The sequence below is a fragment of the Rummeliibacillus pycnus genome (assembly GCF_050459865.1).
Classification (GTDB): Bacteria; Bacillota; Bacilli; order Bacillales_A; family Planococcaceae; genus Rummeliibacillus; species Rummeliibacillus pycnus_B.
On sequence record NZ_JBCMNM010000021.1, the window covers coordinates 24,777 to 39,754 of the forward strand.

The 14,978-nt window shown below is 34.7% G+C and carries 13 protein-coding genes; 9 read left to right on the top strand and 4 right to left on the bottom strand.

The window, feature by feature from the left end:
* Positions 1 to 11 precede the first annotated feature (11 nt).
* On the top strand, positions 12 to 3,446 hold the full coding sequence (pyc, locus tag ABE048_RS05495; protein ID WP_430309718.1) for a pyruvate carboxylase: 3,435 nt from the start codon (positions 12 to 14) through the stop codon (positions 3,444 to 3,446).
* Positions 3,447 to 3,537: 91 nt separating this feature from the next.
* On the opposite strand, the gene ABE048_RS05500 is transcribed toward pyc, so the two are convergent.
* Positions 3,538 to 4,458, bottom strand: a complete 921-nt coding sequence (locus ABE048_RS05500; protein ID WP_430309720.1) for a COX15/CtaA family protein — start codon at positions 4,456 to 4,458, stop codon at positions 3,538 to 3,540.
* A gap of 328 nt (positions 4,459 to 4,786) precedes the next feature.
* Here ABE048_RS05500 and cyoE point away from each other — a divergent pair, with 328 nt between their 5' ends.
* From cyoE to ABE048_RS05535, 7 genes are all read left to right on the top strand, one after another.
* A complete protein-coding gene (gene cyoE / locus ABE048_RS05505) occupies positions 4,787 to 5,704 on the top strand; it encodes a heme o synthase (RefSeq protein WP_430309722.1) in 918 nt (305 codons plus the stop codon).
* A gap of 94 nt (positions 5,705 to 5,798) precedes the next feature.
* Positions 5,799 to 6,884: a cytochrome c oxidase subunit II gene (gene coxB / locus ABE048_RS05510; protein ID WP_430309724.1), complete on the top strand. Its 1,086-nt coding sequence runs from the start codon at positions 5,799 to 5,801 to the stop codon at positions 6,882 to 6,884.
* A 41-nt stretch (positions 6,885 to 6,925) separates the two neighbouring features.
* Positions 6,926 to 8,797 (top strand): cytochrome c oxidase subunit I, encoded by a 1,872-nt coding sequence (gene ctaD / locus ABE048_RS05515; RefSeq protein ID WP_430309726.1) that lies wholly within the window; start codon positions 6,926 to 6,928, stop codon positions 8,795 to 8,797.
* Positions 8,797 to 9,423: a cytochrome (ubi)quinol oxidase subunit III gene (locus ABE048_RS05520; protein ID WP_430309728.1), complete on the top strand. Its 627-nt coding sequence runs from the start codon at positions 8,797 to 8,799 to the stop codon at positions 9,421 to 9,423. Before ctaD ends, ABE048_RS05520 begins: the two co-directional genes overlap by 1 nt.
* Positions 9,423 to 9,755: a cytochrome C oxidase subunit IV family protein gene (locus ABE048_RS05525; RefSeq protein WP_430309730.1), complete on the top strand. Its 333-nt coding sequence runs from the start codon at positions 9,423 to 9,425 to the stop codon at positions 9,753 to 9,755. The genes ABE048_RS05520 and ABE048_RS05525 overlap by 1 nt, the downstream gene beginning before the upstream one ends.
* Before the next feature lie 197 nt (positions 9,756 to 9,952).
* Positions 9,953 to 10,873: a cytochrome c oxidase assembly factor CtaG gene (gene ctaG / locus ABE048_RS05530; protein WP_430309732.1), complete on the top strand. Its 921-nt coding sequence runs from the start codon at positions 9,953 to 9,955 to the stop codon at positions 10,871 to 10,873.
* 27 nt (positions 10,874 to 10,900) lie between these two features.
* Positions 10,901 to 11,365 (top strand): DUF420 domain-containing protein, encoded by a 465-nt coding sequence (locus tag ABE048_RS05535; RefSeq protein WP_430309734.1) that lies wholly within the window; start codon positions 10,901 to 10,903, stop codon positions 11,363 to 11,365.
* Positions 11,366 to 11,398: 33 nt separating this feature from the next.
* Here the strand turns inward: ABE048_RS05535 and ytvI are convergent, their stop codons facing one another.
* Entirely contained in the window at positions 11,399 to 12,454 is a 1,056-nt protein-coding gene (gene ytvI, locus ABE048_RS05540) for a sporulation integral membrane protein YtvI (RefSeq protein ID WP_430309735.1), read from the bottom strand.
* Between the two features lie 205 nt (positions 12,455 to 12,659).
* The gene (locus ABE048_RS05545; RefSeq protein WP_430309736.1) at positions 12,660 to 13,025 is read right to left on the bottom strand and encodes a YugN family protein; all 366 of its coding nucleotides are present in this window, start codon (positions 13,023 to 13,025) and stop codon (positions 12,660 to 12,662) included.
* Between the two features lie 142 nt (positions 13,026 to 13,167).
* Between ABE048_RS05545 and ABE048_RS05550 the strand changes: the two genes are divergently transcribed.
* Positions 13,168 to 14,229: a CAP domain-containing protein gene (locus ABE048_RS05550; RefSeq protein WP_430309738.1), complete on the top strand. Its 1,062-nt coding sequence runs from the start codon at positions 13,168 to 13,170 to the stop codon at positions 14,227 to 14,229.
* On the opposite strand, the gene ABE048_RS05555 is transcribed toward ABE048_RS05550, so the two are convergent.
* Positions 14,226 to 14,966 (bottom strand): aspartate kinase, encoded by a 741-nt coding sequence (locus tag ABE048_RS05555; protein ID WP_430309739.1) that lies wholly within the window; start codon positions 14,964 to 14,966, stop codon positions 14,226 to 14,228. The two genes, ABE048_RS05550 and ABE048_RS05555, sit on opposite strands and share 4 nt — an antisense overlap.
* Positions 14,967 to 14,978: the final 12 nt, after the last annotated feature.

The window sequence follows — 14,978 nt, forward strand, 5'->3', positions numbered from 1 at the left end:
GGGGGATTTATATGCCGATTAATAAAATTCTAGTAGCCAATCGTGGTGAAATTGCAATTCGAGTTTTTCGAGCTTGTACAGAATTAAACATTCACACGGTAGCAATTTATTCAAGAGAAGATAGTGGTTCATTTCACCGTTATAAAGCGGATGAAGCGTATCTTGTTGGGGATGGTAAGAAACCAATTGATGCTTATCTAGATATTGAAGGAATTTTACAAATCGCAAAAGAGTCAGGAGCAGATGCAATTCATCCTGGCTATGGTTTTTTGTCAGAAAATTTAGAATTCGCAAAACGATGTGAAGAAGAAGGTATTATTTTCATTGGTCCAACTTCAAAACACTTGGACATGTTTGGAGATAAAGTAAAAGCAAGAGAACAGGCTGTTGCAGCTGATATACCAGTGATTCCAGGTACAGATGGACCAGTTGATTCGATAGAAGAAGTATTAGCATTTGGTGAAGAACATCAGTATCCGTTAATGATTAAAGCAGCTCTTGGTGGTGGCGGTCGCGGTATGCGCGTTGTACATAATGCAGAAGAAGCACAAGAAGCGTATGATCGTGCAAAATCGGAAGCAAAGGCAGCATTCGGTTCTGATGAAGTATATGTTGAAAAATGTATCCTGCACCCAAAGCATATTGAAGTACAAATTTTAGGAGATAAAGAGGGGAATCTTGTTCATTTATACGAACGAGATTGTTCGATACAACGTCGTCATCAAAAAGTAGTTGAAATTGCACCATCAAATTCTATTTCACATGAATTACGTGAGAGAATTTGTGATGCAGCTGTAAAATTGATGAAAAATGTAAGCTATATAAATGCAGGAACAGTAGAATTTTTAGTTGCGGGAGATGATTTTTACTTTATCGAAGTAAATCCTCGTGTCCAAGTTGAACATACAATTACAGAAATGGTAACAGGGATAGATATTGTCCATGCACAAATAAACATCGCAAACGGTTACACATTGCATGGTGATGTGATTAATATTCCTGAACAATCCAAAATTCCCTTATTTGGCTTTGCTATTCAATCTCGTGTAACAACAGAAGATCCACAAAATAATTTCATGCCAGATACTGGAAAACTAATGGTTTACCGTTCAAGCGGTGGTTTTGGTGTTCGTTTAGATGCAGGTAATGGATTCCAAGGGGCAGTTATATCACCACATTATGACTCATTATTAGTGAAAGTTTCAACATGGGGGAATACATTTAAAGAAGCTGCTGCGAAAATGGATCGAAATTTACAAGAATTCCGTATTCGTGGTATTAAAACAAACATCCCATTTTTAGAAAATGTCGTAAGACACACTAAGTTTATCGATGGTAAATTCGATACAAGTTTCATTGATTCAACACCTGAATTATTCTTATTTAAACCTGCACGTGACCGCGGTACAAAATTACTTAGCTATATCGGTAATGTAACGATTAACGGTTTTCCTGGTATAGAGAAAAAACAAAAACCGATTCATCCAAAACCGCATAAACCTCAAATTGAACGTTTCCAAACAATTCCATATGGAACAAAACAGATTTTGGATGAAAAAGGGCCTGAAGGATTAGTGAAATGGATTCGCGAACAAGACGATCTTTTACTAACAGATACGACTATGCGTGATGCACATCAATCATTACTTGCAACGCGTGTTCGCTCACATGATTTGTTTGAAATTGCAGATGATACTGCACAAATTATGAATAATTATTTCTCACTTGAAATGTGGGGGGGTGCAACCTTTGATGTTGCATATCGTTTCTTAAAAGAAGACCCTTGGGAGAGATTAATTACATTACGTAAAAAAATACCAAATGTATTATTCCAAATGTTATTGCGCGGTGCGAATGCAGTTGGATATAAAAACTATTCAGATAACCTAATTAAAGAATTTATACAAAAGTCTGCAGATGCGGGAATTGATGTATTCCGTATTTTCGATAGCTTAAACTGGATTAAAGGAATGGAAGTGGCAATTGACGCAGCAAGAGATGCAGGGAAGATTGCTGAAGCAGCAATTTGCTACACTGGCGACATTTTAGACGACTCTAGAGCGAAATACACGGTTAAGTATTATAAAGATATGGCGAAGCAATTAGAGGCAGCTGGTGCTCATATTCTGGCTATTAAAGACATGGCTGGACTATTAAAGCCAGAGGCAGCTTATCGATTAATTTCAGAATTAAAAGAAGCAACAGATTTACCTATTCATTTACATTCACATGATACAAGTGGTAATGGTATTTATTTATATGCTAAAGCAGCGGAAGCAGGAGTAGATATCGTTGATACAGCTTTAGGTTCAATGGCAGGTTTAACATCACAACCAAGTTCAAATAGTTTGTACTATGCGATGAAAGGTAGTAATCGTCAATTACGTGCAAATATCGAAGGTTTAGAAAAACTTTCATACTACTGGGAAGATGTTCGTAAATACTATAAAGATTTTGAAAGTGGTATGATCAGTCCTCATTCTGAAATTTATGTACATGAAATGCCAGGTGGCCAATATAGTAACCTGCAACAACAAGCAAAAGGAGTAGGACTAGGTGATCGTTGGGAAGAAGTAAAGAAAATGTATTCTCGCGTAAACTTACTATTTGGCGATATCGTCAAAGTAACGCCATCATCTAAAGTCGTTGGCGATATGGCATTATTCATGGTACAAAATGAATTAGATGAGCAATCCGTTTTGGAACGTGGTAAAACAATTGATTTCCCAGATTCAGTAATTGAATTCTTCCAAGGTTACTTAGGTCAACCTTATGGCGGTTTCCCTGAAGAATTGCAAAAAGTCGTATTAAAAGAACGTGAGCCAATCACAGTAAGACCTGGTGAATTGTTAGAACCAGTCGATTTAAAAGAAATCCGTGATACTTTATTTAACAAATACAATCGACCAATTACAAGTCATGAAGTATTAGCTTCAGCACTTTATCCAAAAGTGTTTGAAGAATATATGGAAACAGCAGGGAAATTCGGCAATGTATCTGTTTTGGATACACTAACATTTTTATATGGTATGAAGCTTGGAGAAGAAATCGAAGTAGAGATTGAAAAAGGGAAAACATTAATTGTTAAATTGGTATCTATTGGTGAGCCTCAACATGACGGTACACGTGTTCTTTATTTCGAACTAAATGGACAACCTCGTGAAATTGTCATTCAAGATATGACAGTTGAAGTAGCTGGAGAACGCAAGCCAAAAGCGGATCCATCTAATGCTGACCAAATTGGCGCAACAATGCCAGGTACGGTATTAAAAGTGGTTGTTTCTCCTGGAAGCCATGTAAAACGTGGTGAACATTTACTAATCACTGAAGCAATGAAAATGGAAACGACAGTACAAGCACCAAAAGACGGTGTGATTAAAAATATTTTTGTAAATGCAGGAGATGCTATCTCAACAGGAGATTTACTAATCGAAATGGAATCATAAGAGCTGAAGGCACCAGCTAAGCAAAAATTTATTATCTAGTAAAATGAAAAAACGACTTTCAAATTGAAAGTCGTTTTTTTTACGAGAAAGATTAATCAACTTTATTAGTATTGCCGCTTCTAGAAATAAGAAGAATCATATAACACAGCAATCCGAATAATAGTGAGATAAAAAGAGTATGTGATAGTGCAATAATAAGATTTAAGCGTGTTAATACAATACCCATACCAGCAATAACTTGAAGACAAACAATAATAAATGCTATAATCCACCCCACATATAGAACACGTTGGTCTCTATAATGTTTTACGACATGAATTAGAATAATGAATATCCATACAAAAATTAAAGCCGCAGCAAGTCGATGTCCCATTTGGACCCACTCATAGAAGTTTTCCGGTAGTCCAACTGAATTATTGTGACAGAGTGGCCAGTCAGGACAGATCAAGCTTGAATTGGTGTGGCGAACAAGAGCCCCTGTATATACTACAAGATATGAGTAAATGGTTACTCCAATTGTATGCCATTTTAATGTACGCCCAATATGTACACTGTTTACATTAAATTTCTGATCGACCTCGAAAATAATTAAAGTTAGCAATAATACCGCAGCAAAAGAAATAAGAGAAATACCAAAATGTAATGCTAAGATGAAGTCACCTTGTCCCCAAAGCACTTGTGCAGCACCAATTAATGCTTGTGCTATTAAAAAGAATAAGGCCATAAAGGATAGAAATTTTACCTCGCGAACATGTCCAAGCTTTCTCCAAGACCAAAAAGATAAAATGAAAATTAAAATGGATACAGAGCCAGTCACTACGCGATGAGAAAATTCAATAAGTACTTCAGGTGTAATATGTTTTGGTATTAAAGAACCGTTACAATCGGGCCAGTTTCTTCCACAACCCATACCACTATCTGTTTTTGTAACGAGTGCTCCGCCTAACAATATAAGCAGCATTCCAATTGTTGCAGCAACAGCAAACCACTTCATGTATTTACTTTGTTGCATGATAAATTGACACCTACTTTGAATATAGTAATCACTTTTTTTGGTGATACCTGCAGTTTTGATAATATCGAAAATATAGTCAAAATACAACTTGTAAAAAGTATTGATATTTCTAACTGGAAACCATTTCACAAATTGTTCATAATTTCGTATGAGAATCTTCACAATATTTGTATATAAAATGATTTACTATAGATATGTTGTGTTAGAGCTTCCGGTTCCCTATAGCCTTCGACACGAAATTTAACTTTTCGTCTAGAAAAAATAACTGTTTTTAGTTATAGTAGGGTTAACGGATTGTGCTTATCAAATTGAAAGGAAGGGTATAATGTCTAATAGTCGGGTATTGGCTACCAGTAGAAATAGTACGCCAGATACAAGTTCCTTTGTGAAAGATTTCCTAGCACTTATCAAAATTGGAATCGTTAATTCGAATTTAATAACCGCTTTTACGGGGCTTTGGTTAGCATTTCAATTTACAGACAGACACTTCTTACAGGAATTGGATATATTGTTCTATGCAATAGTAGGATCTGCTTTTATTATTGCAGGTTCTGGTGCGATGAATAATTATATTGACCAAGATATTGATCCTGTAATGACGCGAACAAAGTCAAGACCAACAGTTACTGGTAGATTCACACCTAGATTTGTTATGACTGTAGCACTCATCCTTCTATTTGTGGGTGAAATTTTGTTATTTATGGCATCATTTGCTGCCGGTGTATGGGGACTTGCAGGAATAATAAGCTATGTAATCTTATATTCAATGTGGTCAAAAAGAAGATTTGTAAGTAACACAATTGTAGGAAGTATATCCGGTGCAATACCTCCTGTTATCGGTTGGGCTGCTGTCGATCCTACTCTAGGTTCTGGTGCTTTTGCGTTATTTTGTATTATGTTTGCTTGGCAACCACCGCATTTCTATGCTCTTGCAATGAAGCGAACAGAGGAATATCGTGCTGCAAAAATACCTATGTTACCCGTGGTTAAAGGTTTTGACAGAACGAAAAAGTCTATGCTAATTTGGGTTGTATTGTTATTTCCACTTCCGTTTTTATTAACGAAGTTAGGATTAGGATTTATTATTCTTGCAACTGCATTGAACCTTGGTTGGCTAATTCTTGCAATTACAGGTTTTAAAGCCAAAGACGATATAAAATGGGCAAACAAAATGTTCGTTTATTCTTTGAACTATATGACCATTTTATTTGTTTCAATGATTATCTTTTCTGTCTTTAGCTAACTTTGGGATTCTTTCTTATTAAGAATTCATATAGAACAACCACAGTCCTGGTTACACATGAAATACAACAAAGAAAGAGGGGTTTAATTAAGCTATGATGAAAGGGCTTAAAAAGTGGCGTCTTTTTGCAATGTTAACAGCACTTATTGTTTTCCTTTCTGGTTGTGGTAAAGATTATTTATCAACTTTATCTCCAGCAGGTGAAGTAGGTAAAGAACAATATAATCTAATGCTTTTATCAACTGCAATTATGACGCTTGTTATTTTAGTAGTAGTAGTAATCTATGTACTTGCAATAATCAAATTCCGACGCAAAAAAGTTGGGGAAAATGTTATTCCTAAGCAAGTAGAAGGTAGTACTACACTAGAAATTATTTGGACTGCTATTCCAATTATTTTACTTCTAATTTTAGCTGTACCAACAGTTGCTCTTACTTATAAACTCGCTGATACAAAAGCGATGGATGCAAAAGTTGCTGAAGGTCAAGCAAAACCTATTACTGTCAATGTAACTGCAAAATTATATTGGTGGCAATTTGAGTATCCAAATCAAGGAATTGTTACTTCACAAGAATTAGTTGTACCAACAGGTGAAAAAGTTTACTTCAACCTTACTTCAGGAGACGTAAAACATTCATTTTGGATCCCTTCAGCTGGTGGTAAAATGGATACAAACGTTGATAACGTCAACAAATTTTACTTAGAATTCGATAAACAATCAAAAGATCTTGAATCGGGTGTATTCTACGGTAAATGTGCTGAACTTTGTGGTCCTTCCCATGCATTAATGGACTTTAAAGTAAAAACTTTAAGCAAAGCTGATTTTGATAATTGGGTTACTAAAATGAAAGCTTCTGATAAACAAGTAGCTACAGGCGATCTTGAAAAACAAGGTGAAGCATTATTTAAAACTAGCTGTATCACATGTCACGCTACTTCAGGTGTAGGTAAAGGTACTGGTATTGCACCTAACCTTGCTTCATTTGGCGATCGTACTCGTGTTGCAGGTGTACTAGATCATAACACTGAAAATATCAAAAAATGGATTAATGATCCACAATCCGTTAAACCAGGTAATACTATGCCTCAACCTGAAAAAATTAATAACGGTAAAAAATTCACAGATCAAGAGCTTGATGCTTTAGCTGCCTACTTAATGGGCTTATCTGTAGAAAAATAATTGAGAAATTCTATTTGAACATTTTGAAGGAGGTTAAGGTTGTGAGCTCAACTGCAAAGAAAAAGGGCTTTGGCGCAACTATTTGGGACTATCTAACTACAGTAGACCATAAAAAAATCGCCATTCTTTACCTTATTGCCGGTACGCTTTTCTTCGTAATCGGTGGTATTGAAGCTATGCTCATTCGTATCCAACTTGCAAAACCTAATAATGATTTTGTAAGTGCGGGTCTTTTTAATGAAATTATGACAATGCATGGTACAACAATGATTTTCCTTGCTGCTATGCCATTGCTATTCGCATTTATGAACGCTGTAGTACCATTACAAATTGGTGCACGTGACGTTGCATTTCCATTCCTAAACTCTTTAGGTTTCTGGTTATTCGTATTCGGAGGTCTGTTCTTAAACCTTTCATGGTTCCTTGGTGGAGCACCTGATGCTGGTTGGACTTCTTATGCATCTTTATCTTTAGCATCTCCAGGGCATGGTATTGACTTTTATGCTATTGGTTTGCAAATTTCTGGTGCAGGTACATTAATCTCAGGGATTAACTTCCTTGTAACAATTATTAATATGCGTGCTCCAGGTATGACATTTATGCGTATGCCATTATTCACTTGGACTACTTTCGTAGCAAGTGCTTTAATTTTATTCGCATTCCCTCCACTTACTATTGGAATATTCTTTATGATTTTTGATCGTATGTTTGGAGCAAACTTCTTTGACCATACTATGGGTGGTAATACAATCATCTGGGAACACTTATTCTGGATTTTCGGTCACCCTGAAGTATATATTCTTATACTTCCTGCATTTGGTATTTTCTCTGAAATATTTGCTGTATTCTCTCGTAAACGCCTATTTGGTTATTCATCAATGGTATTTGCGACAATCTTAATCGGTTTCCTTGGCTTCATGGTATGGGCTCACCATATGTTTACTGTTGGTCTAGGTGCAACTGCAAACGCTATTTTCGCTGTTGCAACAATGGCAATTGCAGTACCAACTGGTATGAAAATCTTTAACTGGTTATGTACTATGTGGGGCGGTTCGATTAAAGTGACAACTCCAATGCTTTATGCACTTGGGTTCATTCCATCATTCGTAGCAGGTGGGGTTACAGGGGTAATGCAAGCAGCAGCTCCTCTTGACTATCAATTACATGATTCATACTTTATCGTAGCTCACTTCCACTACGTTATCGTTGGTGGTGTTGTATTAGCATTACTAGCAGGAACACATTACTATTGGCCTTTAATGTTTAACAGAATGTTAAATGAAACACTTGGCAAAATTACATTTGTCTTCTTCTTTGTTGGTTTCCATTGTACATTCTTTTTACAACATTTCTTAGGTTTAATGGGTATGCCTCGACGTGTATTCACTTACCTACCAAATCAAGGTTTGGATACATTTAACTTTATTTCAACAATTGGCGCATTCCTAATGGCAATTGGTGTAATAATCTTAGTTATTAACGTTATTATCACAACTATTAAAGCAGAACCATGTGGTCGTGATCCATGGCGTGATGGACGTACCCTTGAATGGGCAATTCCACAACCAGTACCATACTATAACTTCAAACAAACTCCACTTGTTCGTGGATTAGATACTTACTGGATTGAAAAAATGGAAGGAAACAAAGAAGGAATGTCATATGCTGAACCTATTTCAGATATTCATATGCCAAACAACTCTTTTGTCCCTATCGTAATGGTATTTGGTTTATTCGTAGCAGGTTTTGGTGCACTGTATCACCCAGATGCTGATAAACCATGGTCTTTAGCTTTATTAATCATTGGTTTAGCAATAACTGTTCTTTCAATGGCATATCGTTCACTTAAAGATGATTTAGGTTACCATATCTCTAAAGAAGAATTAATGAATGAAAAAGGGGGTAACAATTAATGGATTTGAAAACTAAATTTACCCCACAATCTTGGCCTGAACATCCAGAACAATCAACTGTTGAAGGGAAAAATAAATTCCTGGGTTTTTGGATCTACATTGCAAGTGATGCAATTCTATTTGCAACTTTATTCGCTACATTCTTAGCTCTTAAAGACAAAGGGCCAAGTGGCATGGAGTTTACTTCTCAAAACCTATTTGAATTACCATTAGCATTCATTATGACAATGTTACTGCTAACTTCTTCTTTAACAAGTGTGTATGCAATGTATCATATGAAAAACTATAATTTCAAAGCAATGCAAGCTTGGTTAGCTATTACAGTTCTTTTAGGTCTTGCATTCTTAGGTTTTGAAATCTATGAATTTAATCACTATGTACACTTAGGATTTACATTTACTCAAAGTGCTTTCGGTTCTGCATTCTATACATTAGTAGGTACTCACGGATTGCATGTAGTTATCGGTTTAGGATGGTTTATCTTATTAATGATCCGTAATTCAAAACGTGGATTAAACCTTTATAATGCACCTAAGTATTTCATTGCATCACTATATTGGCACTTTATTGATGTTGTTTGGGTATTCATCTTCACTGTAGTTTACTTGATGGGAGTGATGAAATAATGGCACATGACATACACGTAGAAGCTAGAAGCGAGGCAGCTTACAAGCAAAGTCGCCGTAAAGCTGGTCAAGCGATGCGTAATCAAGTAACTGTTTTTGCGTTAATGATTTTCTTGACTTTTATCGCATTTGCTGCAGTTCAAGCTGGATTTTCATTATATCTAGTAATACCTATTATTTTATTATTCGCTGGTGTTCAAGTAGGACTTCAATTGTATTACTTTATGCACTTAAGCGAAAAAGGTACAGGGATTATTCAATTCTTTATTTATTCAGGTGTACTTATTTTCTTCCCAATGATTCTTACTTTTATAACAATCGTTTGGATATAAAATAGGTCTTAAAGACCGAGTCTATTCAAAATAGGCTCGGTCTTTTTTTGATGAGGAGAATGATATATTTAGTTAATAGATTTTTCAAATGGCAACTCTCTTATGACATTTCAGACGGAATTGTCAAGATTCGTTCATTGCTGTTTTGATGTAAGCACTTTATAATGAAGTTATTGAATGTAAAGGAGCGAACTTCGATGCCTTTGAGTATTTTTGGATTTCGAGCAATGTGGAGCCCAACATTAATTGGTGTATTGGTGTTCTTTACCGTGTTATATTTTTTAGTGACAACCAAATGGAGAAAAGACTTTAAATATAGTGAGCCTTTAAAAAAGGGTGAGGCAATTTCATTTGTTTTTGCAATGGTTATGTTATATATCATAATCGGATCACCAATCGATTTAATGGCACATATCATGTTTACAATGCATATGGTTCAAATGGCTTTCTTACTATTATTTATACCTATTTTCTTTATTATCGGTATCCCGAATTGGTTATGGAAAAGTATGATAAACTTACCTTATGTAAAACCGGTATTCCATTTATTAACTAAACCAATGGTTGCTATATTTATCTTTGTCTTTCTGTTCTCTTTCTACCACTTACCATCCGTTTTAGATTATATTAAATTGGATGAAACATTACATGGCATTTATACTTTTGCTTTATTTATGTCATCGTTGTTTATGTATTGGCCTTTGCTAAATACGGTTGAGGGTGAGCCTCGTATGAAAGATTTGCATAAATTTTTCTATATAATAGCAAATGCAATTTTAATTACACCAGCATGTGCGTTAATTATTTTTTCTACTACAGCATTCTATGCAACGTATACTGATGGAGAAATGTGGATGAAAGCAATGGCACTATGTGTACCAAGTTCAACTTTAGAAGGTCTCACATTATCAGGACCAGAATTATTTACAAATATGTCGCCGGTTGAAGACCAACAACTTGGTGGTGTAATCATGAAGATTATCCAAGAGATTATTTTCGCATGTATTCTTGGACGAGTATTTATCGTGTGGTATAGAAATGATCAAAAAAATGCAGATCAAATGACAGAAGAAGCGTTAAAAGAAAGACAACGTTTATATGCAAATCAAATTCATTAATTAAATTAGATTGTTAGGAGTAAAAAGATGAGTGTACCTATTTTACCTACGATTAGTACCTCTTTCATCGTTCTTAGTGCAGTACTAATTGCGATTGGTTGGGGACTTATTAAACAGAAGAAGGTTGAAGCACATAAGAAAACGATGATTGCTGCTGCAATTTCAGCGTTAACATTCTTTATTATTTATATTTCGAGAACTGTATTTATCGGAAATACTGCTTTCGGTGGTCCCGAACATTTAAGAATATACTATACAATATTCTTAGTTTTCCATATTATTTTAGCTACTTCGGGTGCAGTATTTGGTATTATTACGTTAATCTCAGGATTTTCAAATAAACTAGACCGTCATCGTAAAATTGCACCAATTACAAGTATTATTTGGTTCTTTGTTGCGATTACTGGAGTTGCTGTTTACTTATTGCTTTATGTATTTTATACGGGTGGTCCAACTACATCCCTTATTAAAGCTATATTAAATAATCACTAAATAAAAAAAGACTAATTTCTTAAACTAAAGAAATTAGTCTTTTTTATTAACGGTAATCCAGCTTTTTCTAAATTGTTGGATTACTACCACTAGAATCGCAATAAATGGACCTATAACAAAGCCAACAAAGCCAAACATTTGAAGTCCAGCATACATACAAATTATCGTTGTAAGAGGTGGAAGTCCTAGGTGATTACTAGTTACTTTTGTTTCAAGGATCTGACGTAGTACTAATACTACAATAGATAAAATAAATAGAATAGTTCCCTCGAAGGTTTGTCCATTAATCCAACAAATAATAGCCCAAGGAGTTAATACCATCATTCCGCCAAATATTGGGAGCAAATCAACAAACCAAACAAGGATTGTCATTGGAATAGCATATCGTGGTGTAATCCAAAATAAAGTACATAATGTAACACAAAAAATGACAACACTCACAATCAATTGAGCTTTTAAAAAATCAAGGGTACCTTTTTTTAGATGTTTGAAAAAAACTTCCGCCGATGAATTTCCTTCTAGGTGTAACCATTTTTTAAAGGATTTAAGGATATTCGGAACTTCTAGCATTGAGTAATATAAGGCTAAAAAATAGATGAAAAGCTTAAAGATTACTGATGGTACTCTTTGAACTAAGTTGAGTAGACGGTCTGCTTGAATATATGTAGTTACGTATTTTTGCAAACTACTCAACATTTGTTCAATCCATTGCTGTATAGAAAGTATAATGGGGCGAGGTAAATCATGCGTGATATTTGTTAATTTCGATTGAAAATAAATATATCTTTCATTGATCGAATCCAAAAACTGTGGTATCCATTGAGAGAATCCAACAAATTTAAGAATTAATAGTACGTATAATAAATAGCAACCTATGAGCACTATTATGCTGAAAATGGAGAAAAAGATAAAGACTACAAAGCGACGAGATTTACTCCACTGCTTTGAATATTTATTAATTAGTGGATTAAAACAAAGTGCTGTGATAAATGCTAAGAGAATTGGCTGTGCATAGAATATTGCAAATAGAAAACTTAAACCAAAAATGAACCATGGAAAGAATTTTGTGAATATACGCTGTAAAATCATCCTAATCACCCATATATATTTGACAGTGATAGTATGAGGAGTTTTTTGAAAATCATGCTAATAGATAGAGCTTTTTCAATTTTTATTTCTTCTTATTTCTATACAGTTGTGGTGGTTAAAATCTTACTTTATCATTTGATATATAAATAAAAGCCGTACAAAATGTTATAGTAAACATTTTAGTACGGCATAAGGCATAATTGCATTAAGCTTGAATTTTAAATTGATCTAGTTCTTTTGAAAGTGATGCTAATACTTCTTGGCAAGTTTTTACCAAATTAGCAGGGAAGATTTCGTCTTCACCATATTCAACGCCATGTGGGAAGTAGTGTTTTCCAAGAACAGGTTTTAATAAAGTAATGTTGGAATCGTTTGAACCGTTGTCGCCATCTTTTGTATAACCAAATACTCGTAAATAGTAAGTACCTTCTTGTACTTCAAATTTTCTATCCCATGTAACTCGTTCGTAATCCCAACCAGTAGCACGGATTAAGCGATGTTGACCCATTAGATCATCAAGTAATGTAATATGTGCAACTTTGTTTTCAAGTCCAGTATTTTCAAAATACATTCTAATATCCTCCTTCGACACTTCTGTACATTATACGTTCCATTTTATAATAGAGCAAAATGGAACTGGTTGCAATGACAACATTGTGAATCCTTCTATGTAATTGGTATAATAAAGATAATAAAAAATTGGAGAGATAAATTTGAAAGCTTTTTTTAGAGTACTAATTATTTTAGCGGCACTCTTAGTCGTTTTTTTCTATATAAATCAACCAGTTAAAGAAAATGAACCATTAGCACCTAATTCAAATGGTAAGGTGATTCCTCAAAAAGAAGCACCAGATATTAATAAATCAACAGTTGAAAGACCAACTAAAGGGCTATCAACATTAGTTGGCCATTCAACTAAAAAGCTACAAGAAAAATTAGGAAAGCCAGATCGAATAAGTCCTTCAGCATATGATTTTGACTGGTGGGTATATCAAAAATCACCAAGTAATTATATTCTTGTGGGCGTTGAAAATCGTAAAGTAAAACAAGTCTATATGACTGGAAAAGATTCTAATGCAGCTCCATTTAAAATTGGTCAAGGAATAGATGAATTGTATCGTAATACAATTACAGATACGGAAGTTAACGTGAAGATTAAAGATAATATATATACTTTTATCTTAAATGAAGAGGATTTACAGTCCCGTATCTTGGTCATGTATGATGGATTGTATGCTCAATTATATTTTGATGCAATTGATAAAACGTTAGAAGCAGTTCGTTACATCGATGGTGAAACGCTGGTTAAACAACATCCATATGATATGACTTATGTGGGAGATTTAATAACACCATCAGTTCCATCGTCATATAAGCAAGAAGAAATTGATCAGGAAAATAAAAAACAATTATTTGAATTAACGAATGTGTATCGACTTCAAAAAGGTTTACCAGCACTATTGTCAGAGGAAGATTTAAATGAGTTAGCAATGGCGCATAGTGAAAAGCTTGCAGTCAATAAAATTTCACAAGAAGAACAAGGAAGTGATGTATTTAAAGATAGATTAAAAAATGCGGAGATACAATTTAACTCTGCTGGAGAAAATGTTACAGAGGATTATTTAGATGCGCCAGAAGCAATTAATGGACTTTTAAATTCAGAAAAGCATCGTGATACCTTATTGAATAAGAATTTCAATCAAATAGGTACAGGTGCTTTTGGAAAACATTTTACACAAGTTTTCATCCAACGTGATCAAACAAACCAAAATTAATTATTATCAGGAAATACAAATGTTCCAGATTCCAAAGAAAAAACATTTCTTATATGCAGCGTGAGATGGTGTTGTTGTGCTATTTCCGCTGCTTTTTTTTGAATTAATGGGCGTACACTATTTAATAATGTCAAAAACTCGGAATATTGGAGCACTTTAATAAGTTCTGCATCGTTCTCTTGATGTGGATCACCTGTCATGACACCAGGTACATCTTTATAGTACTCGATTAATACATTGGGTAATGTTGCACCTAAAATGACAGCAGTTAAATCGCTACCACCTCTACCAAGAGTCGCAATCTCACCTTCATTCGTAATTCCTTGAAAGCCAGGAACAACTATACAATCATAGTTGTTTAGGGCGGATAAGAGCGCTTCTTCATTTATTTCAATAATTTCAGCATCTCCAAAATTATTGGTTGTAGTTATACCAAGTGGAGCACCATAAAGCAGCAAATTTTCTATTCCAGACTGTTTTAGTTCTGAAGATAGAACAGCAGCGGCAATAAGTTCTCCACATGCAGCTACTAAATCCTTCGCTTTTGTCGAAGTATTTAATGCATCAGTTATATTCAATAAAGTATCAGTAGCATAAGCATCACCAAATCTGCCCATAGCAGATACGACAACAATTGATTTACCATGTTCTTTTAGAGCTCTTTTAATATGGAGAAGGCAATGCTTACGCGAAGCTTTTGACTGCATAGCAATTCCGCCAAATTTTTGAATAATCATTTTGTGACTCCT